We start from the raw sequence: 20,974 nt of genomic DNA, 5'->3' as shown, positions 1-20,974 counted from the left end.
GCCCTGGATCGACGTACCGGGGGCGAGAGTCTCCTGGCTTCCGGGTCGGACGCACCCCCGGGCCTTCCAGCGGCTTCTGACGGCCCGCCGTGGCGATGTTCCGAGCGTGCTCCCCGGTGACAGTGGCGGGACCGCGCCGGACTCGCACCGGCTTCCTCTGCATGCCTCCGTTTGGCCCCAGGATCCCATCACGCGGCCGAACCGGGAGTCAACCGAGGTCACGGAGGGGTTGGTCACACCTCGGAGCCCCGTCGCCACCTCCGATCCGCCCGCCCCGCCCGACGCCCCGCCGTGCCTGACGCCCGCCCCGCCCGACGCCCCGCCGTGCCTGACGCCCGCCCCGCCCGACGCCCCGCCGTGCCTGACGCCCGCCCCGCCCGAGCCCCCGCCGTGCCCCGGACGGCCCAGCCCGGTGGCCGCCCGCGCGGCCCCCCGGTGAACTGGTGCCCGAACACCGTCCGCACACCGCCCGGACACCGTCCGGTCCAAGACCAGCAGAGCGGGGAGCGATATGCGTTGGGGAACCGCGGCCGTCGTGGCGGCCGCCGTCGTCGGCGCCGGGGCCGCCGTCCTGGTGATCGGCCGTCGGGCCTCCGAGCGGCTGGTCCACCCGGCGAGCGCCGCCCGGGAGTCCGGCCCCGTCCTGGTGCGGAGCCTCGCCGCGGGCCGGATCACCTTCAACCGCCGCCCCGAGAGCCTGCGCCCCGGCCGCTGGGCCGTGGAATGGGACGACCACGGCCACGCCGTCGTCGAGGAGGTCCTGCACAGCGACGAGAACGGCGTCACCCGCCGCCTCGTCCGCGCGGACCGGGGCACCCTCACCCCCGGCACCGAGGTCCACTTCACCCCCCGCGTCCACCTCGGCGACCCCACCGAGGCGCTCGGCCTCCCCTTCACCGACACCGCCGCCGACGGCGAACTCGGCGCCCTCCCCGCCTGGCGCCTCGACGGCAAACGCGGCACCTGGGTGATCCTCGTCCACGGCCCCGGCGCCGACCGGCAGCAGACCCTCCCGGTCCTCCCCGTCCTCGACCGCCTCGCCCTGCCGGCCCTCGCCGTCACCTACCGGGGCGACCAGGGCGCCCCGGCCTCGCCGGACGGGCTCGGCCACTTCGGCGAGACCGAGTGGCGCGACGTCGAGTCGGCGGTCCGGCTCGCCCTCGACAGCGGCGCCGGCCGGGTCATCCTGTACGGCTGGTCCCTCGGTGCCACCATGGCCCTCCAGACGGCCGCCCGCTCCGCCTGGGCCCATGCCGTCAGCGGCCTCGTCCTGGACTCGCCGGTCCTCGACCTGCCCGCCACCGCCCGCCGCGGCGCCGCCCGGGTCGGCTACACCGGCGCCGCCGCCGAGCTCGGCGCCCTCGCCGCCGAGGGCCGCACCGGCGTCGACCTCGCCGACTTCAGCCGCATCGCCGAGGGCGCCGACCTGCGCGTCCCCACCCTCCTGCTGCACAGCCCCGACGATCAGGTCGCCCCCTTCCGCGCCGCCGAGCGCCTCGCCGCCGCCCGCCCCGGCGTGGTCAGCCTCCGACCCTTCCCGGGCGCCGACCACGCCACCCTCTGGAACTCCGCCCCCACCCACTACACCGAACTCCTCCGCCGCTGGCTCACCCCCCTTCTCTGAACCCAGCCCCCCCGCACGAGAAGTCACACCGACAGGGCCTCTGTACGAAACCCGAACCTCACCCGTCAGCCACGGAGCGTGACCGGTCGGGCGGGTAGCGCGACCGCCGCCGCAAGGGTTGCGCCGGGATGGCATGACCCCGCCACCTGTTTCCGGCCAGGCGGTTTGCCTCTGTTGCCCGATTGTTGCCCGATCTTGGGGAGGTGCCGTCGACGGCCGCCCGTCCGTACAGCCAACCGGATGTGACAGAAGGCCGGTACAAGGGGAAGACTGCTCGACGTGACGTCTCGGAATCCGCGCGACCGTGATGCCCCGCTCCCTCCGACGATCGGTACTGGTGCGACGGTGACCCGTCTCCCCGGTACGGCCCACCGGCCCGCCGCCGGCAAGCCGGGCGGGGCCGGGGTACCCCGCCGACGAGGGCCCGCTGCGGCGCCCGGTCGGGGGAGGGTTCCCGTACCGGAGGGCTTCCCCGCGCCGGCCGAGCTGGCGCCGCTGGCCCGCCGGATGCTGGTGGACGCCGTCCGGATCGCCCGCTGGGCGGGGGACCTGGAAGAGGTCGACAAGCGGGGCGAGCTGCTGCCCGACGACGCCCGTGCGGCGGGTCGGGCGCTGGCCATGACGGTCGGCGCCGCCGCCAAGGCGTGGGGGCAGGCACTGCTGGTCGGCCTGGTGGAGGCCAGGGACGGCGGTGCGGTCCCGGGTTGGCGCCTGCACGCCTGGGAGCACGACGACGAGGCGGTGGTCCGCGGCTGGTCGGCACTGTTCGACGCCTGGACGCTGCTCGCCCCGGTGCCGCCCGCCGCCCTGCGGGGCGTGTTCGCGGTGCTGGCCGGCCAGGCGGTGGACCAGGCGCCGCAGCTGCTGTCGTTCCTGCACCTGGTGGCCGGTCCGGTGTCGGACGGCGAACTGCTGGAGCTGCTGCGCCGGGGGCTGGACGAGCGCCGGGTGGGTGGCGCGGACGGTTCGGGCCTGTCGCCCGTGCCGCACGCCGCCTCGGCGGTCTCGGCGGTCCGTGGCACGTGCCGGGAGCCGCAGATCGACACCCCGCCGTCGCCGGCGGACGTGGCCGCGGTCCTGGACTGGATGCTGGACGGCCTGGCGGCCGTCGGGGCCGTGGTCCGCAGGGACGAGGCCGCCGAGCTGTCGCCGCTGGGCCACTGGGCGGTGCGGGCGAAGCTGGAGGAGATCTGCACGGTCGCGCAGACCGCGGCCGGGCACATCGAGCAGAGCGCCTTCGAGCTGCTGAACGCCTGCGCGGACTACTCGCCGGGCCCGGCACGGGCCGAGTTCCGCGCCTGGGTGGCGGCCCGTCCGGCCGATCGGGCGGTGGCGGAGCTGCTGGACGCGGCGCAGGGGGACGACGCGCTGGTGCGCGGGCTGGCCTTCGAGGCGCTGCGGGTGGCCGGCGGCCCGGCCGAGCAGGCGGTGCGGGCGTCGGTGGACGAGCCGGTGCTGCGCCCGTACGCGCTGCTGTGGCTGGCGGAGCGATCCGACGAGGGCGTTTCGCCGGCGGACGTGCTGGGGGCGGAGGACGCGGCCTGGCTGTGGGTGGACACGGCGGCGGCGGTGCTGGACCACGGGGAGACGGAGCTGCTGGTGGGCCACGTCGAGGGCGCCGCGGCGGGCGATCCGGTGCGGTTGTTCGCCCGGGCCCGGCAGTCGGGGCACCCGCGGGCGGCCTCGGTGCTGACGGCGGTCTCGGGCGTGCACCCGGATCCGGGCGTGGCGCGGGCGGCCCGCCGCTCGGCGTTCAGCGTGCACACCGGCGGCGCCTAGGCCTGTCCGGCCGAAGAGCGAGTACGACGAAGAGGGGCCCGGATCCGACTGGATCCGGGCCCCTCTCGCGTACGGGAACGACTAGCCGAGGCGGGACTCCGCCCGCCTGGCGCGGACGTCGCCGACCTTCTGTCCGACCTTGCGCCGGATGACCAGCAGCGGGGCCATCGCGGCGAGCGTGATCTGGGCGAAGGCGCCGACGTGCATCAGCGCGTCGCCGCCGGGCAGGCCGGTCGCCCAGGCCGCGAGGCAGCCGATCGAGACGACGATCCAGCACAGCGTGGCGGTGGCCAGCAGCCCCTGGGGCTTGGGGTACTCGATCCGGCTGACCATGAGGTACGCGGCGCCGAAGATGGCGAGCAGACCGGGCAGGAACGGCGGGTCGAGCAGCACGATGGCGATGACCGTCATCGCGCCCATCGGGCAGGGCATGCCCTGGAACACCCCGGGTCGCATCTTGACGGCGGAGAAGCGGGCGAGCCGCAGGACGACCGCGAGCAGGACGGTGATCGCGATGAGCGCCGAGAGCTTGCTGTTGGAGCCCTGCGAGACCATGCCCCAGACGGCGACGAAGTAGGCCGGCGCGATGCCGAAGCTGATCAGGTCGGCCAGGTTGTCCAGTTCCGCTCCGAGGGCGGAGGAGCGGAGCTTGCGCGCCACCAGTCCGTCGAAGAGGTCGCACATGGAGCCGATGAGCAGCAGCGTGACCGCGGTGGCGGCGCTGTGCCGGTCGGGTGCGGCGTCCGGGTTGGTGATGTGCGGGACGAGGACCCCGGTGGTGATCGAGTAGATCGCCAGGAAGCCGCAGACGGCGTTCCCCAGGGTCAGGAAGTCGGCGGTGGACAGGTGCTGGGGAGAGCGCGGGGCGCGCAGCTCGCGGTCGCGCGCCCAGCGGCGACGGCGCAGGGCCGTCTCCTCGTCGTCCAGGCCGACGATTGTCTCAGGATCAGTCACGGTCAAGGCGCGTCACCCCGGCTGTGGTCTTCTGGCCGACCTCGACGCCGACCTCGACGCCGGCCGGCAGGTAGGTGTCGACCCGGGAGCCGAACCGGATCAGACCGATCCGGTCGCCCTGCTCGACCTTGGTACCGGCGGCGACGTACGGCACGATGCGACGGGCCACGGCCCCCGCGATCTGCACCATCTCGATGTCGCCGAGCTCGGTGTCGAAGTGCCAGACGACCCGCTCGTTCTGGTCGCTGTCCTTGTTGAACGCGGGGACGAAGCCGCCCGCGACGTGCTCGACCGACGTCACCGTGCCGGGCAGGGGCGCGCGGTTGACGTGGACGTTGAGCGGGCTCATGAAGATCGCGACCCGGGTGCGGCCGTCCGGCCAGGCGTCGATGCTCTGCACCACGCCGTCGGCGGGGGAGATCACTCTGCCCGCGCCGACCTCACGCTCGGGGTCGCGGAAGAACCACAGCATGCCCGCGCTGAGCGCACAGGCGGGTACCGCTGCCAGGGCCCACTTGCCGCTGCGCCGGGTGAGGGCGGTGGTCACGGCGGCCGTGGCGAGGGTGGGGACGAACCAGGGGGTGGCTCCGCGCGCGATGGTCACGCGGGGTCGCCGACCGGCCGCCGTGGCTGCGAGGGCATCGCGGTCCGTGACGGAGGAGTGAGGGGACGGGCTGATGGGCATCGAAGACCTTTGTCGCGGGGGATCATGGCCGCTGGACGGGGGCCACCGCGGGATCGGGTAATAGAGGGACGGCTTGCTGTCCCGGTGGATGCTATCGGGAGCACACGGTGGGTGGGCAACCCGCCTGCTCGTTCACGTGTCCGGTGGAAGCGCGTGTGCGCGTCCCACCTCTACGACCGTAGCTCGCCCCGGTCCGGTTCCCAAGGGACCGGACGGGGCTGGTGACACTTGTCTCAACAGGCCTGTCGGCGGAACCCGGTGGGCGGAACGGGCCGTTCGCAGTCCGCCGGGGGTGCGGGGCACGGCCTGCCGAGGGTGTGCGGAAGCGGCCGCGGGGCGTGTCGCCGCAGCTGTACGCCCTGCGGCCGCTTCCGGAGGGCCGTGCCGGACCCAGGCGGACCAGGCCGGGGCCGTGATGGCACGGCGGGGGGCCGGGACGGGCCCGCACGCCCGTCGACCGGCGGTTCGGAAGGGGTCGTCCAGCCGGCCCGGAGCGCCCGGGGGGCCGCTCGTCGAGCCGGGGTGACCCGGTGCTCACTCCGCGATCCGGTACTCCTCCAGGAGCCGGCGTCCGACGATCATCTTCTGGATCTCCGCAGTTCCTTCACCGATGAGCAGCATCGGGGCCTCGCGGTAGAGCCGCTCGATCTCGTACTCCTTGGAGAAGCCGTAGCCGCCGTGGATGCGGAAGGCGTCCTCGACGACCTCCTTGCAGTACTCGGAGGCGAGGTACTTGGCCATGCCGGCCTCCAGGTCGTTGCGCTCGCCGCCGTCCTTCTTGCGGGCGGCCATGACCATCATCTGGTGGGCGGCCTCGACCTTGGTGGCCATCTCGGCGAGCTTGAACTGGATGGCCTGGTGCTCGGCGATCTTCTTGCCGAAGGTGGAGCGCTGCTGGGCGTAGGAGATGCCGAGTTCGAAGGCGCGGCGGGCGACGCCGCAGCCGCGGGCGGCGACGTTGACGCGGCCGACCTCGACGCCGTCCATCATCTGGTAGAAGCCGCGGCCGGGGACGCCGCCGAGGATCCGGTCGGCCGGGATCCGGACGTCCTGGAGGACCAGTTCGGTGGTGTCGACGCCCTTGTAGCCCATCTTCTCGATCTTCCCGGGCACGGTGAGGCCGGGGACGGTCGGGTTCGGGCCGAATCCTGGGGTCTTCTCGATCAGGAAGGTGGTCATGTTCTTGTACGGGGTGCCGGCGCCCTCGTCGGTCTTGCACAGGACCGCGACGAGGGTGGAGGTGCCGCCGTTGGTGAGCCACATCTTCTGGCCGTTGAGGACGTAGAATTCCCCGTCCTTGACGCCCTTGGTGGAGATGGCCGAAACGTCGGAGCCGAGGCCGGGCTCGGACATCGAGAACGCGCCGCGGATTTCCCCGGCGGCCATCTTCGGCAGGAAGTGGTCCTTCTGCTCCTGGGTGCCGTGGGCGTTGATCATGTGCGCCACGATGAAGTGGGTGTTGACGATGCCGGACACGCTCATCCAGCCGCGGGCGATCTCCTCGACCACCAGGGCGTAGGTGAGCAGCGACTCGCCGAGGCCGCCGTACTCCTCGGGGATGGTGAGGCCGAAGAGGCCGAGCTGCTTCATCCCCTCGACGATGGCGGTCGGGTACTCGTCCTTGTGTTCCAGCTCGGTCGCGACCGGAATGATCTCCTTGTCGACGAAATCCCGCACGGTGGCGAGGATGTCCCGCTGGATCTCGGTGAGGCCGTCGGTCTGTGCCAGGCGTCCCATCGTGCGGCTCCGAAAGGTTCAAAGGGGGGCGGGGGGGGGATTGCCGGGGGCCCTGCCGGCGTGGCTGCGGCAGCAGGGCCCCCGTTCCGGGTGGGGGTCGGCCGATGAAGGCGGCCTGCCCCTCCGGGGTCTCAGGGAATTCCGGGTCCTGGGAAACGGGCCCAGGGAAAGGGGTCCTAGGAAAGGGGAGTGGGACGGCCGGGCTGCTCGCCGCCGCGCTCCTTGACGTACGTCTCGGTCGGCACCATCACCTTGCGGCGGAAGACGCAGACGACCGTGCCGTCCTGCTTGTACCCCTTGGTCTCGACGTACACGATGCCGCGGTCGTCCTTGGACTTGGACGGCCACTTGTCGAGGACGGTGGTCTCGCCGTAGAGGGTGTCGCCGTGGAAGGTCGGCGCGACGTGCCGCAGCGACTCGATCTCCAGGTTGGCGATGGCCTTGCCGGAGACGTCCGGGACGGACATGCCCAGCAGCAGCGAGTAGACGTAGTTGCCCACCACCACGTTCCTGCCGAAGTCCGTCGTCCGCTCGGCGTAGTTGGTGTCCAGGTGGAGCGGGTGGTGGTTCATGGTGAGCAGGCAGAAGAGGTGGTCGTCGTACTCGGTGACGGTCTTGCCGGGCCAGTGCTTGTAGACCGCGCCGACCTCGAACTCCTCGTAGGTGCGTCCGAACTGCATCGCGTCGGGCCTCAGCTTTCCGGGATCTCGAACTTGGTGGTGCGCTCCAGGCCGGCGGCCCGGCCCTTGCCGGCGATGACCAGGGCCATCTTGCGGCTGGCCTCGTCGATCATCTCGTCGCCGAGCATCGCGGAACCCTTGGCGCCGCCCGCCTCGGAGGTGCACCAGTCGTAGGCGTCGAGGATCAGCTCGGCGTGGTCGTAGTCCTCCTGGGAGGGCGAGAAGATCTCGTTCGCGGCGCCGACCTGGTCGGGGTGGAGCACCCACTTGCCGTCGAAGCCGAGGGCGGCGGCGCGCCGGGCGACCTCGCGGTAGCCCTCCTGGTTGCGGATCTGCAGGTACGGGCCGTCGATCGCCTGGAGGTCGTTGGCGCGGGCGGCCATCAGGATGCGCATCAGGATGTAGTGGTAGGCGTCGGCCGGGTAGCCGGCCGGCTGCTCGCCGACCACCAGGGACTTCATGTTGATGGAGGCCATGAAGTCGGCGGGGCCGAAGATGATGGTCTCCAGCCGGGGCGAGGCCTCGGCGATGGCGTCGACGTTGACCAGGCCCTTGGCGTTCTCGATCTGCGCCTCGATGCCGATCCGGCCGACCTCGAAGCCCATGGTCTTCTCGATCTGGGTGAGCAGCAGGTCGAGCGCCTTGACCTGTTCGGCGTCCTGGACCTTGGGCAGCATGATGCAGTCGAGGTTGGGGCCGGCGCCCTCGACGACGGTGATCACGTCGCGGTAGGTCCAGTGGGTGGTCCAGTCGTTGACCCGGACGACGCGGGTCTTGCCGCCCCAGTCGCCGTTGTTGAGCGCGTCGACGATGTGGTGGCGGGCGCTCTCCTTGACGAGGGGGGCGCAGGCGTCCTCCAGGTCGAGGAAGACCTGGTCGGCGGGGAGGCCCTGGGCCTTCTCCAGGAAGCGCGGGTTGCTGCCGGGCACGGCGAGGCAGGAGCGGCGCGGGCGCAGACGGTTGACGGTTGACATGAGGGTGGGTCGGTTCCTTCCCAGTGGTCAGCTGGTGGGCGCGGGTGCGGGCGTCCAGGGCTGGAGCTTGTTGGCGAGCCGGATCTCGTCCACGATCCGGCCGATGATGGTGGTGATGCCGAAGTCCTTCGGGGTGAACACGGCGGCGACGCCGGAGGCCTTGAGGGCCTCGCCGTCCGCTGCCGGGATGATGCCACCCACGATCACCGGGACATCCTGCACCCCGGCCCGGCGCAGCCGCCGCAGGACGTCGGGTACCAGCTCGCAGTGGGCGCCGGAGAGGATCGACAGGCCCACGCAGTGCACGTCCTCCGCGACGGCGGCGGAGACGATCTGCTCGGGGGTCAGCCGGATGCCCTGGTAGACCACCTCGAACCCGGCGTCGCGGGCCCGGACGGCGATCTGCTCGGCACCGTTGGAGTGCCCGTCCAGGCCGGGCTTGCCGACCAGCAGGCGCAGCTTGCCGGAGCCCAGCTCCTCGGCGGTGGCGGCGACGGCGGCGCGCACCGCGGCCAGTTCCCCGCCGGGTTCGGCGGCCACCGCGACGGGGGCGCCGCCGACGCCGGTGGGCGCGCGGTACTCGCCGAAGACCTCGCGCAGGGCGAAGGCCCACTCGCCGGTGGTGACGCCGGCCCGGGCACAGGCGAGCGTGGCCGGCACCAGGTTGGCGTCGGTGGCCGCGGTGGCCTTGAGCTCGGCCAGCGCGGTCTGGACGGCGGCCTCGTCGCGCTGTCCGCGCCAGGCCTCCAGGGCGGCGAGCACGGACTGCTCGGAGGCCGGGTCGACGACCATGATGGCGGTGTCGAGGTCGGCCGTGAGCGGGCTCTCCTCGGTGGTGTCGAAGCAGTTGACGCCGACGATCTTGTCCTCGCCGGACTCGATCCGGGCCCGCCGGGCGGCGTGCGAGGAGACCAGGTTGGACTTCAGGTAGCCGGACTCGACGGCTGGGATCACCCCGCCCATGGCCAGCACCTTGGCGATCTCCGCCTCGGCGCCGGCCAGCAGGTCGGCGGTCTTGGCCTCGACCACCTCGGAGCCGTTGAAGAGGTCGCCGTACTCCAGCAGGTCCGACTCGTAGGCCAGCACCTGCTGGATCCGCAGCGACCACTGCTGGTCCCAGGGCCGGGGCAGGCCCAGTGCCTCGTTCCAGGCGGGCAGCTGGACGGCGCGGGCGCGGGCGTCCTTGGAGAGGGTGACGGCCAGCATCTCCAGGACGATCCGCTGGACGTTGTTCTCCGGCTGGGCCTCGGTCAGGCCGAGCGAGTTGACCTGGACGCCGTAGCGGAAGCGGCGCCGCTTCGGGTCCTGGACGCCGTAGCGCTCCAGCGTGACCTTCTCCCACAGCTGGGCGAAGGCGCGCATCTTGCACATCTCCTCGACGAAGCGCACGCCGGCGTTGACGAAGAAGGAGATCCGGGCGACCACCTCGCCCATCCGCTCGGCCGGCACCTGGCCGGAGTCGCGGACGGCGTCGAGCACCGAGATGGCGGTGCACATCGCGTAGGCGATCTCCTGGACGGGCGTGGCCCCGGCCTCTTGCAAGTGGTAGCTGCAGATGTTGATCGGGTTCCACTTGGGGATGCTGCCGACGGTGTAGGCGATCATGTCGGTGATCAGGCGCACCGAGGGGCCGGGCGGGAAGACGTGCGTCCCGCGCGAGAGGTACTCCTTGACGATGTCGTTCTGGGTGGTGCCGGTGAGCTTGGCGATGTCGGCGCCCTGCTCCTCGGCGACCACCTGGTAGAGCGCCAGCAGCCACATCGCGGTGGCGTTGATCGTCATGGAGGTGTTGGTCTGTTCGAGCGGGATGCCGTCGAACAGGGTGCGCATGTCGCCGACGTGGCCGACCGGGACGCCGACCCGGCCCACCTCGCCGCGGGCGAGGAGGTGGTCGGAGTCGTAGCCGGTCTGGGTCGGCAGGTCGAAGGCGACGGAGAGGCCCGTCTGGCCCTTCGCCAGGTTCCGCCGGTAGAGGGCGTTGGAATCGCTCGCGGTGGAGTGCCCGGCGTAGGTGCGCATCAGCCAGGGGCGGTCGCGCTCGTGCTGATCGGTCATCGGATGGGCCTCAGACGTTCCGGAAGCGGTTGATCGCCGGCAGGTGCCGCTCGCGCAGCGCGTGGTCGCGCACGCCCAGGCCCTCCTCCGGCGCCAGGCAGAGCACGCCGACCTTGCCCTGGTGCTTGTTGTGGTGCACGTCGAGGGCGGCCTGGCCGGTCTCCTCCAGGGAGTAGACCTTGGACAGGGTCGGGTGGATCCTGCCCTTGGCGATCAGGCGGTTGGCCTCGAAGGCCTCGCGGTAGTTGGCGAAGTGCGAGCCGACGATGCGCTTGAGCGACATCCACAGGTAGCGGTTGTCGTACTGGTGCATGAAGCCGGAGGTGGAGGCGCAGGTGACGATGGTGCCGCCCTTGCGGGTGACGTACACCGAGGCGCCGAAGGTCTCCCGGCCCGGGTGCTCGAAGACGATGTCGACGTCCTCGCCGCCGGTGAACTCGCGGATCTTCGCGCCCAGGCGCTTCCACTCGCGCGGGTCCTGGGTGTGCTCGTCCTTCCAGAACCGGTAGCCCTCGGCGGAGCGGTCGATGATGGCCTCGGCGCCCATGGCGCGGCAGATGTCGGCCTTCTGGTCGTTGGAGACCACGCAGATCGGGGTGGCGCCGCCGGCCAGCGCGTACTGGGTGGCGTACGAGCCGAGGCCGCCGCTGGCGCCCCAGATCAGCACGTTGTCGCCCTGCTTCATGCCGGCGCCGTTGCGCGAGACCAGCTGGCGGTACGCGGTGGAGTTGACCAGGCCGGGGGAGGCGGCCTCCTCCCAGGTGAGGTGCTTGGGCTTGGGCAGCAGCTGGTTGGTCTTCACCAGGGCGATCTGGGCCAGCCCGCCGAAGTTGGTCTCGAAGCCCCAGATGCGCTGCTCCGGGTCCATCATCGTGTCGTTGTGGCCGTCCGGGGACTCCAGCTCGACGGAGAGGCAGTGCGCGACGACCTCGTCGCCGGGCTTCCAGGCGTTGACGCCGGCGCCGGTGCGCAGCACCACGCCCGCGAGGTCGGAGCCGAGGATGTGGTACGGCAGGTCGTGGCGCCTGGTGAGCGGCGACAGCCGGCCGTAGCGCTCCAGGAAGGAGAAGGTGGAGACCGGCTCGAAGATCGAGCTCCAGACGGTGTTGTAGTTCACCGCGCTGGCCATGACGGCGACCAGGGCCTCGCCGGGGCCCAGCTCGGGCAGGGCGACCTCGTCGAGGTGAAGGGACTTGCGGGGGTCCTTGTCGCGGCTGTCGAGGCCCGCGAACAGCTGCTCCTCGTCCTTGTGGAGCGTCACCGCCCGGTAGGACTCGGGAAGCTTGACGGCGGCGAAGTCCTCCGACGTGGCGTCGTTGCTGAGGATCGCGTCGAGGATTTCCTGCATGGCTGCCTCCGAAGGCGTACCTGTGTGAGGGCACAGGGCGTCTGGGGTAGCCGGGAGCGGACACCGGCTTCGCTGAGGTGGGTGGTGGGTGGTCGGGCTGGGCGCCCGGGGTGGACCGGGCCGAACGCGCACTGCTCCCGGGGTGTGGGAACGCCGGACGGCGGCGCGCCGAGGTGGGGAGCCGCGGCGCCGCGACTGGTGAGTAACAAGGTAGTGGCACCCTGTGCCATGCGTAAAGACACCGGGTGTCACGAATTCCGGCGCGCTGGAGCGGCCCTCGAACGCGCTACGGGGGGTGCCCAAAGGGCCCGCGTCGACTGCTCGACGCGGGCCCTTGATATCGCTCTGACCTGGCTGGATAGCGGGCTCAGGACTCCCTGGCGCCACTCAGCGCGGCCCGGATGCTGTCCACCACCACGTCCAGCGGAGCGTCCGTCCGGGCGACTGTGATGAGCACCTCACCTCCAGGGCTGGCACTCAGTGCGCTCTCGGCCAGCACGTCACCGGGAGCCCCATTGGCACCCGGTGCCACCAGGGAGCCGCGGCGTCTGGCACCCGGCGTGCTGGCGGCCCAGAAGGTCCGCCGGATCACCTCGAAGGAGTGGTCCAGCTGCGCCTCCACGTCCCCGCGCCCGCCGGCCCGCAGCCAGCGCCGCAGCACGTGGTTGTGCGCCGCGACGACCGCCGCCGCCGACACCTCGGCCAGCATCGAGTCGTCCTCGCCGCCGCGCTGCCAGCCCGACGGGATGGACTCCCCGGTGTCGAAGCGGCCCAGCAGGTACCGGGTGAACAGCCGCTCGTACCGGGCCACCACGGCGATCTCCCGCTCGCGCAGCGCCGGGACCTGACGGATCAGCTGGTACCGCGCGACCGACACCCCGGGGGTCGAGGCGTACATCCGCAGCACCTCCTTGATGCCCCGGCAGACCACGTCCAGCGGGTGCTCCTCCGGCTCGGCGCTGGCCAGCAGGTCGGCCACCCGGACGAGGGTGTCGTCGTGGTCCGGGAAGATCGCCTCCTCCTTCGACCGGAAGTACCGGAAGAAGGTCCGCCGGGCCACCCCGGCGGCGGCCGCGATCTGGTCGACCGTGGTCTCCTCGTAGCCCTGCGAGGAGAACAGCTCCATCGCGGCCGTGGCCAGGTCCTGACGCATCTGCTGGCGCTGCGCCGCCGCCCGGCGGCTGCCCGGCCCCCCTTCCGGCCCGGTGCCCCCGGTCGAGGGGGCCGCCCGGTCGGCGCCGCGCGGTCCGGCGGAGTGCTGCGGGGTGGCTGACTGAACCCGATCCATGTCCGGAACGCTACACGGCCCCGGCGGTTCGGCCGCGGCCCTTCCCCGACGGACGGGTGCGACCGGGCCGGTGACGGCCGGTCTGGGCCAGCGCGCGGACACCGTCCCCGGGCTCCAGCCCGGTCTGGCGGGGCCCGACCCGGCCCCGGGCGGCGCCGCCTCGCGCGCGGCGGCGCCCCCGGCGGCTGACGTGGTCACCGGCGCGCGTGGTCGCGGAAGCCGCGGCCGGTCTTGCGGCCCAGGCAGCCGGCGGCGACCAGGTGCTCCAGCAGCGGCGCGGCGGCCAGGCCCGGCTCGCGGAACTCCTGGTGCAGCACCTGCTCGATGGTCAGCGAGACGTCCAGGCCGACCACGTCCAGCAACTCGAACGGGCCCATCGGGTAGCCGCAGCCCAGCTTCATCGCGGTGTCGATGTCGTCCACCGTCGCGTAGTGCTCCTGGAGCATCCGCACCGCGTCGTTCAGGTAGGGGAAGAGCAGCGCGTTGACGATGAAGCCGGCCCGGTCGCCGCACTCCACCGGGTGCTTGCGGACCTCGGCGGTCAGCTCCAGCACGGTCGCGGTGACGTCCGGCGCGGTCAGCACGGTGGAGACCACCTCGACCAGCTTCATGGCCGGCGCCGGGTTGAAGAAGTGCATGCCGATCACGTCCTGCGGCCGCGAGGTGGCGGTCGCGCAGCTGATCACCGGCAGCGAGGAGGTGGTGGTGGCGAGCACCGCGCCCGGCCTGACGATCTTGTCCAGGGTGGCGAACAGCTCGCGCTTGACCGTCAGGTCCTCGGCCACCGCCTCGATCACCAGGTCCACCTCGGCCAGGTCGGCGTACTGGCCGACCGGGGTGACCAGCGCCAGCGCGGCGTCCCGCGCCTGCGCGCTCAGCCGGCCCCGGTCGACCGCGCGCGCCAGCGACTTCGCCAGCTGCGCCTTGGCCCGGTCGGCCTTCTCCTGGCTGCGGGCGGCCAGCAGCACCGGGCGGCCGGCCTTGGCGAAGACCTCGGCGATGCCGGTCGCCATGGTGCCCGAGCCGCAGACGCCGACCGTGCGGACCTCCCGGCCCGCCACCGCGGGCCGCGCCGGGCCGGTCGCCGCGTCCACGGCCCTGGACGAGCCGGGCGCCTCGTAGGTGTAGAAGCCGCGGCCGGACTTGCGGCCCAGCAGCCCGGCCGCGACCAGCTGGCCGAGGATCGGGGCGGGCGCGTGCAGGCGGTCCCGGGACTGCTCGTACATCGCCTCCAGGACGGTCCGCGCGGTGTCCACGCCGATCAGGTCGAGCAGCGCCAGCGGGCCCATCGGCAGGCCGCAGCCGAGCCGCATCGCGGCGTCGATGTCCTCCCGGGAGGCGTACTTGGACTCGTACATCGCGGCGGCCTGGTTCAGGTACGCGAACAGCAGGCCGTTGACCACGAAGCCGGCCCGGTCGCCGGCCGCCACCGGCTCCTTGCCGAGGTCCCGGGCGAACGCGGCGGCGTCCTCGGCGACCTGCGGGGAGGTCAGCACCGTGCGGACCACCTCGACCAGCTTCATGCTGTGCACCGGGTTGAAGAAGTGCAGGCCCAGCACCCGCTCCGGGCGGGCGGTCGCGGCGGCGATCCTGGTCACCGAGAGCGCGGTGGTGCCGGTGGCCAGCACCGTCTCCGCCGGGCAGATCCGGTCCAGCTCGGCGAAGAGCTCCCGCTTCAGCTCCAGCTGCTCGGGCACCTCCTCGATCACCAGCCCGGCCCCGGCGGCGGCCGACAGCTCGTGGCCGACCGAGATCAGCGCCAGCAGCGCGGTGCGCTCCCCGGCGGTGATCCGCTCCCGGTCGACCGCGTGCGCGGTCGCCTCCTCGATCCGGGCCAGTGCCCGGGCGGCCGAGTCCTCGGTGGCCTCGATGCCGATCACCCGGCGGCCGCTCCTGGCGACGGCCACCGCGACACCGGCACCCATCGTGCCGAGGCCGACGACGGCGACCGTGGAAAAGGGACGCTCCATCTGTCCTGACTCCTAGTCCTGAAGGGCCCGCGCACGCCCCGGCGGCCGGGCCGCCGCGCCCGCGCGTGCGGCGGGGGCGGCCGCCGCCGGGGGAGGGTCCGCGCGCGGGGCTGGGGAGATGACGGGTTCCGGCACACCGCCGCGGCGGCCGGTCCGCTCCGGCCGAACTGAGGGGTGTGCCGTGGTGCTCAGGCGCTCAAGGGTGAAAGGAAGCGGCTCTGATACGAGGGAGGAGACCCGGCCCGCCGCGGTCCGCGGCGCCGGCCGGTGAAATGACGCACCGCGCGCCCGCCGTGGACACGGCGACCGCAGGCCCCCGCCGGTGCGGCTCCCGTAGCCCGGCGGTGGTGCGTCCGGCCACTGTAGCGAAGCTACCCGCGAGTAGGAAGGGGTGTGGGCGTCACAAAAGGCATCGGGACGGCGGGGCGGGGTCCGGTGGCGACCCGAACGGGTGAACGGGCGGACGGGCGTCCACGGGGACCACCCGATAGGGGAGTTACCCGGCGGCGACGGGCGGGGCAGCATGGGGGCATGACCCTCGGAACCGCCGCCGGCCCCGCCGCGTCCGCCACCGGCTCCACCGGCCCGGCCGGAGGCCTCGGCGGGCACCTCGCCGCCGTCACGCTGCCCCCGTGCGCCGAGCGCGTCGAACAGGCCGAGGCCGCCGTCGACCGGCTGCGCACCGCCGCCGTCGACGCGGTGGCCCTCACCTGGGTGGACAACGCGGGCATCACCCGGGTCAAGGCCGTCCCGCTCGGCGCCCTGGTGCACGCCGCGCAGTGGGGCGTCGGCGCCGCACCCTGCTTCGACGTCTTCCTCGCCGACGACGGCATCACCGCCAGCCCGAGCACCGGCGGCCCCACCGGGGACCTGCGGCTCTACCCCGACCTCGACCGGGTCGTCCCGCTGGCCGCCCAGCCCGGCTGGGCCTGGGCCCCGGGAGACCGGCACACCCAGGACGGCACCCCGCACCCCGGCTGCCAGCGGCTGTTCGCCCGCCGGATGGAGGCCGCCGCCGCCGAGCGCGGGCTGACCCTGCGGGCCGGCATCGAGGTCGAGTGGGTGGTCGCCCTCGCCGGCGGCCCGCAGGACGAGCCGCAGTACCCGACGCACGGCCCCGCGTACGGGATGCACCGGCTCACCGACCTCACCGACTACCTGCGGGACGTCCTGCGCGCCCTCGGCGAGCAGGGGCTGACCGTCCTGCAGATCCACCCCGAGTACGCCCCGGGCCAGTTCGAGGTCTCGGTGGCCCCCGAGGGCCCGGTCGGCGCCGCCGACACCTCCGTCCTGGTCCGGCACACCGTGCGGGCCGTCTCCGCCCGGCACGGCCTGCGGGCCTCCTTCGCCCCCGTGGTCGAGCCCGGCGCGGTCGGCAACGGCGGCCACCTGCACCTGAGCCTCTGGCGGGACGGCCGCAACCTCGGCCACGGCGGCCCCGGCCCGCACGGCCTGACCGCGGAGGCCGAGGGCTTCCTCTCCGGGGTGCTCGGCGCGCTGCCCGAACTCCTGGTGCTGGGCTGCTCCAGCCCGGCCGGCTACCTGCGGCTGGTGCCCTCGCACTGGGCCGGCGCCTACCAGTGCTGGGGCCTGGAGAACCGCGAGGCCGCGCTGCGCCTGGTGACGGGCTCCGCGGGGGAGCGGGCCGCCGCCGCCAACGCCGAGGTCAAGTGCTTCGACGCCAGCGCCAATCCGTACCTGGCGGTCGGTGCGGTGCTCGCCGCCGGTCTCGCCGGTCTCGACCAACACCGTTCGCTGCCACCGGAGTTCACCGGGGACCCGGCCGCCGCCGAGCCCGGCACGGTGCCGCGGCTGCCGACCGGCCCGGCGCAGGCGCTGGCCGCGTACGAGCGTTCGGCGGTGCTGCGCGAGGCGCTCGGCGGGCCGTTGTACGAGGCGGTGCTGGCGGTGCGCCGGGCGGAGGGCGAGCAGTACGCCGCCGCCACCCCCGAGCAGTTGGTCGCCGCCACCCGCTGGCGGTACTGACCGGTGGACGCCGGGGCCCTGGCGGTGCCCGCGCTGGTCGACCACCACTGCCACAGCGTGGTGGCGGCCGACCTCGCCGACGACGCCCTGGCCGGGCTGCTCACCGAGTCCGACCGACCGCCCGCGCCCGGCTGTTCGCCCTTCGACAGCGCGCTCGGCCTGGCCGTCCGGCGCTGGTGCCCGCCCGTCCTCGGCCTGCCCGCGCACGCCCCGGCCGCGGACTACCTGGCCCGGCGGCGCGAGCTGGGCGGCGCCGAGGCCACCCGCCGGCTGCTGGCCGCCGCCGGGCTGGACACCTGCCTGGTGGACACCGGGCTGACCGACGCCGCGGGCCTTCCGCTGCTGCCGCTCGGTGAACTGGCCTCGGCTGCCCGGGCGGTGGTGCGCGAGGTGGTCCGGCTGGAGTCGGTGGCCGAGGCGGTGGCGGGCCCGGCCGAGTCCTGGCCGCAGGCCGTCGGGGAGGCGCTGGCGGCGGCCGCCGAGGGTGCGGTCGCGGTCAAGTCGGTGCTCGCCTACCGGCACGGCCTGGCCGCCCCCGCCGAACGGCCCGCGCGGGCGGCCGTGGTGGCCTCGGCCGGCGCCTGGCTGCGCGGCGGGCGTGGCCGGCTGGCCGATCCGGTGCTGCTGCACCATCTGCTCTGGACGGCCGTGGACGTCTGCGCCGGACTGGGCCTGCCGCTCCAACTCCACACCGGCTTCGGCGATCCCGACCTCACCCTGCACCGGGCCGATCCGTCGCTGCTGACCGGCTTCGTGCGCGCCGCCGAGCCGAGCGGCGTCCCGCTGGTGCTGCTGCACTGCTACCCGTACCACCGCCAGGCCGGGTGGCTGGCCCAGGCCTTCCCGACGGTGTACACCGACCTCGGGCTGACCGCCTCCTACACCGGCCCGAGGGTGGCGGCGGTGCTGGGCGAGATGCTGGAACTGGCGCCGTTCGGCAAGCTGTTGTTCTCCACCGACGCGTACGGGCTGCCCGAGTTGTACCTGGTGGGCGCCGCCCAGTTCCGGTACGGACTGGGCGCGGTGCTGGCCGACTGGCAGGCGGGTGGCGCCTGTTCGGCGGCGGACGCGCAGCGGCTGGCCCGGCTGGTCGCCGCGGACAACGCCCGCGCGCTGTACTCACTGCCCGGCGCACCGTAGCACGTCGGCGAACCGTCACTTTTTAACACTCTTCAACTCTGTTGACGTGTTGGGCCTCCGGACTCCTCGGTTCCGATGTTGGCCAACATGTGACGATTAGATGACTACCTCTTGCGCTTATCAGCGAATATTCATTAGCGTCCCGATCATTCCAGGCGCACCTGCCACACCGCAGCTGCCGCATGACGACTCGGGAGGGCCAACCCCTATGAGAGTTCCTCGGATCAGCCGGACCCGGTTCGCGGCCGTGGGCCTCGTGCTCGCCACCGCCGGCGCCCTCGCGCTCCCGGCCGGCACCGCCGTCGCGGCCCCCTCGGCGGGCTCGACGACCGGTCCGCTGCTCAGCTACGTCGTCAACACCAAGGCCAACCACGGCCAGGTGCAGAAGGTCGAGAAGGCGATCACCGCCCTCGGCGGCTCGGTGGTGTACTCGTACGAGCAGATCGGCGTCGTCATCGCCCGCTCGGACGACACCGCGTTCGCGCAGAAGCTGCGTCAGGCCAAGGGCGTCGACTCCGTCGGTGCCAGCCGCACCAAGGGCATCACCGCCGCCGACCAGGCCAAGGCCGAGGTCGCCGCCGAGCCCGCCGGCGCGCCCGCTGCCGGTCAGGAGCCTTACGAGGCCAACCAGTGGGACATGCGCCAGATCGGTGTCGACAAGGCGCACAAGCTCTCGCTCGGCAGCCGCAACGTCACCGTCGGCGTGCTGGACTCCGGCATCGACGCGACGCACGAGGACCTGGCCGCCAACGTGGACGCCTCGCAGTCGGTCTCCTGCATCGACGGCGGCAAGCCGAACACCGACTGGAAGTCCTGGCAGCCCACCACCAGCGACCACGGCACCCACGTCGCCGGCACGATCGGCGCCGCCAAGAACGGCAAGGGCGTCGTCGGCATCGCCCCGAACGTGAAGCTGGCCGCGGTCAAGGTCGTCGACGACGGCGGGTTCATCTACCCGGAGTACGCGATCTGCGGCTTCGTGTGGGCCGGTGAGCACCAGTTCAAGGTGACCAACAACAGCTACTACGTCGACCCGTGGATGTTCAACTGCCCGAACGACAAGGACCAGGCCGCGATCAGCGCCGCCGTCCGCAAGGCGGTCTCGTTCTCGCAGCGCAAGGGCGTCCTCAACGTCGCCGCGGCGGGCAACGAGAACATCGACCTGGCGCACAAGACCGTTGACGTCGCCAGCCCGGACGACACCACCAAGGTGACCCGCCCGGTCACCAACGACTGCCTGTCGCTGCCGACCGAGCTGCCCGGCGTCATCGCCGTCTCCTCGGTGGGCGTCAACGGCGACAAGGCGTACTACTCCAGCTACGGCAAGGGCGTCGTGACCGTCGCCGCGCCGGGTGGCGACGCGCGCTACCAGATCCCGGACACCCCGGACAAGAACGGCCGGATCCTCTCCACCATCCCGGGCAACAAGTACGGCTACATGCAGGGCACCTCGATGGCCACCCCGCACGTCGTCGGCGTGGTCGCGCTGCTCGCCAGCACCTTCCCGTGGGCCAACCCGGACGAGCTGACCGAGCTGCTCACCAACCAGGCGGAGTCGCACCCCTGCCCGAAGGGCGAGTACAACCCGGGCGGCACCGGCGCGTACAAGGCCACCTGCGAGGGCGGCGCGGACGACAACGGCTTCTACGGCGCGGGCATCATCAACGCCGAGAAGGCGGTCCAGTGGTGGCGCTGACGCGCTGACCACGGCGACACCTGAACACTGAGCCGGGGAGCGGGCCCATCCGGGTCCGCTCCCCGGTCGTTTCCGGGCCGCCGCGCCCGTGCCCCGCCCGGCCGACTTCTCCGGGCGAGCCTCGACACACTCACTCGACGTGCTGGTCCCAGCCGGTCTCCACCGACGGCTTGCCGTGCAGGTCCGGGACTTCCCGGAGCCAGGCGGGCCGGCCGGCCCGGGTCCGGGCCTCCCGGCGGCGTTCGGCCTCGCGCAGCTGCTCGGGGGTGGCGAAGCCCTCCGGGAGCCACTGCGCGGAGAGCACCACCCGGGCGGCCAGGTGGGTCACGTAGGCGTGCCGGACGGCGGCCACCGAGTCGAAGCCGGGCTCGTCGGCCAGCCACTCGTCCGGGACGAGCGCCAGCACCTCCTCCAGCAGGCCGACGGTGACCAGCGGGCCGAGCTCCTCGTCGGCCAGCCGGACGTCCGGGGCCGAGCCGCCCAGCGCGTGCGCGCTGAGGTCGTAGCGCTTGCCGACCGCCGCCTCGGCGGTGGCCCAGCGGTGGTGGAAGATCAGCGCGGCGCCGTTGTCGATCAGCCAGAGCCGCCCGTGCCAGACCACCAGGTTGGGGTTGTGGACGGTGCGGTCGACGTTGCCGGTGAGGGCGTCCAGCCAGACCACCCGCCCGGCCTCGGCGGAGTCCACCGGGATCATGCCCGGCCGGTAGTCCCGCGCGCCGGGCAGCAGGTCCATCCCGAGGTTGAGGCCGCCGCTGGCCTTGAGCATGTCCTGGATCTCGGCGTCGGGCTCGTCCGCGGCGACGGCCGGATCGAAGTCCACCAGCCGCAGTTCGGGGACGCGCAGGCCGAGCCGCCGGGCCAGCTCGCCGACGATCACCTCCGCGACCAGCGCCTTGCGGCCCTGCGCGGCGCCGGTGAACTTGACCACGTAGGTTCCCAGGTCGTCGGTCTCCACCACGCCGGGGACGGAGCCGCCGGACCGCAGCGGGTCGACGTAGCGCACTGCTGTCACCAGATCGAGCACACCGGCCACCCTATCCCGGCGCCCCGCCACCGCC

15 protein-coding genes and 1 riboswitch are annotated in these 20,974 nt (G+C 73.1%); of the genes, 5 read left to right on the top strand and 10 right to left on the bottom strand.

Annotation, left to right across the window (positions count from 1 at the left end; genetic code table 11):
- Positions 1 to 26: 26 nt before the first annotated feature.
- A riboswitch (cobalamin riboswitch) is annotated at positions 27 to 159 on the bottom strand.
- A gap of 352 nt (positions 160 to 511) precedes the next feature.
- Positions 512 to 1,624, top strand: a complete 1,113-nt coding sequence (locus ACIQVZ_RS05625) for an alpha/beta hydrolase family protein (protein ID WP_402447441.1) — start codon at positions 512 to 514, stop codon at positions 1,622 to 1,624.
- A gap of 345 nt (positions 1,625 to 1,969) precedes the next feature.
- The gene (locus tag ACIQVZ_RS05620; protein ID WP_350880317.1) at positions 1,970 to 3,403 is read left to right on the top strand and encodes a hypothetical protein; all 1,434 of its coding nucleotides are present in this window, start codon (positions 1,970 to 1,972) and stop codon (positions 3,401 to 3,403) included.
- Between the two features lie 81 nt (positions 3,404 to 3,484).
- On the opposite strand, the gene ACIQVZ_RS05615 is transcribed toward ACIQVZ_RS05620, so the two are convergent.
- The 9 genes from ACIQVZ_RS05615 to ACIQVZ_RS05575 all read right to left on the bottom strand — a co-directional run bounded on the left by ACIQVZ_RS05615 (position 3,485) and on the right by ACIQVZ_RS05575 (position 15,094).
- Positions 3,485 to 4,363, bottom strand: coding sequence for a CDP-alcohol phosphatidyltransferase family protein (locus tag ACIQVZ_RS05615; protein ID WP_030059975.1), 879 nt, complete (start codon positions 4,361 to 4,363; stop codon positions 3,485 to 3,487).
- On the bottom strand, positions 4,350 to 5,042 hold the full coding sequence (locus ACIQVZ_RS05610; RefSeq protein WP_402447439.1) for a phosphatidylserine decarboxylase: 693 nt from the start codon (positions 5,040 to 5,042) through the stop codon (positions 4,350 to 4,352). Before ACIQVZ_RS05610 ends, ACIQVZ_RS05615 begins: the two co-directional genes overlap by 14 nt.
- A 534-nt stretch (positions 5,043 to 5,576) precedes the next feature.
- On the bottom strand, positions 5,577 to 6,779 hold the full coding sequence (locus ACIQVZ_RS05605; protein WP_350880313.1) for an acyl-CoA dehydrogenase family protein: 1,203 nt from the start codon (positions 6,777 to 6,779) through the stop codon (positions 5,577 to 5,579).
- 176 nt (positions 6,780 to 6,955) lie between these two features.
- Positions 6,956 to 7,459, bottom strand: a complete 504-nt coding sequence (locus ACIQVZ_RS05600; RefSeq protein WP_350880311.1) for a MaoC family dehydratase — start codon at positions 7,457 to 7,459, stop codon at positions 6,956 to 6,958.
- Between the two features lie 11 nt (positions 7,460 to 7,470).
- Positions 7,471 to 8,433, bottom strand: a complete 963-nt coding sequence (locus ACIQVZ_RS05595; RefSeq protein WP_371519419.1) for a CoA ester lyase — start codon at positions 8,431 to 8,433, stop codon at positions 7,471 to 7,473.
- 27 nt (positions 8,434 to 8,460) lie between these two features.
- Complete coding sequence (locus ACIQVZ_RS05590) at positions 8,461 to 10,488, bottom strand: protein meaA (protein WP_350880307.1); 2,028 nt, start codon at positions 10,486 to 10,488, stop codon at positions 8,461 to 8,463.
- A gap of 10 nt (positions 10,489 to 10,498) precedes the next feature.
- Complete coding sequence (gene ccrA, locus ACIQVZ_RS05585; RefSeq protein WP_350880305.1) at positions 10,499 to 11,836, bottom strand: crotonyl-CoA carboxylase/reductase; 1,338 nt, start codon at positions 11,834 to 11,836, stop codon at positions 10,499 to 10,501.
- Positions 11,837 to 12,203: 367 nt separating this feature from the next.
- Positions 12,204 to 13,124, bottom strand: a complete 921-nt coding sequence (locus ACIQVZ_RS05580; protein ID WP_350880303.1) for a TetR family transcriptional regulator — start codon at positions 13,122 to 13,124, stop codon at positions 12,204 to 12,206.
- Between the two features lie 194 nt (positions 13,125 to 13,318).
- Entirely contained in the window at positions 13,319 to 15,094 is a 1,776-nt protein-coding gene (locus ACIQVZ_RS05575; protein ID WP_402447436.1) for a 3-hydroxyacyl-CoA dehydrogenase family protein, read from the bottom strand.
- 531 nt (positions 15,095 to 15,625) lie between these two features.
- Here ACIQVZ_RS05575 and ACIQVZ_RS05570 point away from each other — a divergent pair.
- The 3 genes from ACIQVZ_RS05570 to ACIQVZ_RS05560 all read left to right on the top strand — a co-directional run bounded on the left by ACIQVZ_RS05570 (position 15,626) and on the right by ACIQVZ_RS05560 (position 19,916).
- A complete protein-coding gene (locus tag ACIQVZ_RS05570; protein ID WP_402447435.1) occupies positions 15,626 to 17,080 on the top strand; it encodes a glutamine synthetase in 1,455 nt (484 codons plus the stop codon).
- Positions 17,081 to 17,083: 3 nt separating this feature from the next.
- Positions 17,084 to 18,220 (top strand): amidohydrolase family protein, encoded by a 1,137-nt coding sequence (locus ACIQVZ_RS05565; RefSeq protein ID WP_402447433.1) that lies wholly within the window; start codon positions 17,084 to 17,086, stop codon positions 18,218 to 18,220.
- A gap of 208 nt (positions 18,221 to 18,428) precedes the next feature.
- Positions 18,429 to 19,916, top strand: a complete 1,488-nt coding sequence (locus ACIQVZ_RS05560) for a S8 family serine peptidase (RefSeq protein WP_350880295.1) — start codon at positions 18,429 to 18,431, stop codon at positions 19,914 to 19,916.
- Positions 19,917 to 20,046: 130 nt separating this feature from the next.
- On the opposite strand, the gene ACIQVZ_RS05555 is transcribed toward ACIQVZ_RS05560, so the two are convergent.
- Entirely contained in the window at positions 20,047 to 20,940 is an 894-nt protein-coding gene (locus tag ACIQVZ_RS05555) for a HipA family kinase (RefSeq protein ID WP_350880293.1), read from the bottom strand.
- Positions 20,941 to 20,974 lie beyond the last annotated feature (34 nt).

It is taken from the genome of Kitasatospora sp. NPDC098663, assembly GCF_044760075.1.
Classification (GTDB): Bacteria; Actinomycetota; Actinomycetes; order Streptomycetales; family Streptomycetaceae; genus Kitasatospora.
Note: the sequence above shows the minus strand (reverse complement) of the source record. Positions and strands in the feature narration are given on the sequence as shown.

Bases quoted from the DNA above. Each gene is read 5' to 3' on its own strand.
- ACIQVZ_RS05590 (WP_350880307.1), bottom strand. From the start codon at position 10,488: ATGACCGATCAGCACGAGCGCGACCGCCCCTGGCTGATGCGCACCTAC.
- ACIQVZ_RS05595 (WP_371519419.1), bottom strand. From the start codon at position 8,433: ATGTCAACCGTCAACCGTCTGCGCCCGCGCCGCTCCTGCCTCGCCGTG.
- ACIQVZ_RS05605 (WP_350880313.1), bottom strand. From the start codon at position 6,779: ATGGGACGCCTGGCACAGACCGACGGCCTCACCGAGATCCAGCGGGAC.
- ACIQVZ_RS05575 (WP_402447436.1), bottom strand. From the start codon at position 15,094: ATGGAGCGTCCCTTTTCCACGGTCGCCGTCGTCGGCCTCGGCACGATG.
- ACIQVZ_RS05625 (WP_402447441.1), top strand. From the start codon at position 512: ATGCGTTGGGGAACCGCGGCCGTCGTGGCGGCCGCCGTCGTCGGCGCC.
- ACIQVZ_RS05570 (WP_402447435.1), top strand. From the start codon at position 15,626: ATGACCCTCGGAACCGCCGCCGGCCCCGCCGCGTCCGCCACCGGCTCC.
- ACIQVZ_RS05610 (WP_402447439.1), bottom strand. From the start codon at position 5,042: ATGCCCATCAGCCCGTCCCCTCACTCCTCCGTCACGGACCGCGATGCC.
- ACIQVZ_RS05600 (WP_350880311.1), bottom strand. From the start codon at position 7,459: ATGCAGTTCGGACGCACCTACGAGGAGTTCGAGGTCGGCGCGGTCTAC.
- ccrA (WP_350880305.1), bottom strand. From the start codon at position 11,836: ATGCAGGAAATCCTCGACGCGATCCTCAGCAACGACGCCACGTCGGAG.
- ACIQVZ_RS05580 (WP_350880303.1), bottom strand. From the start codon at position 13,124: ATGGATCGGGTTCAGTCAGCCACCCCGCAGCACTCCGCCGGACCGCGC.
- ACIQVZ_RS05560 (WP_350880295.1), top strand. From the start codon at position 18,429: ATGAGAGTTCCTCGGATCAGCCGGACCCGGTTCGCGGCCGTGGGCCTC.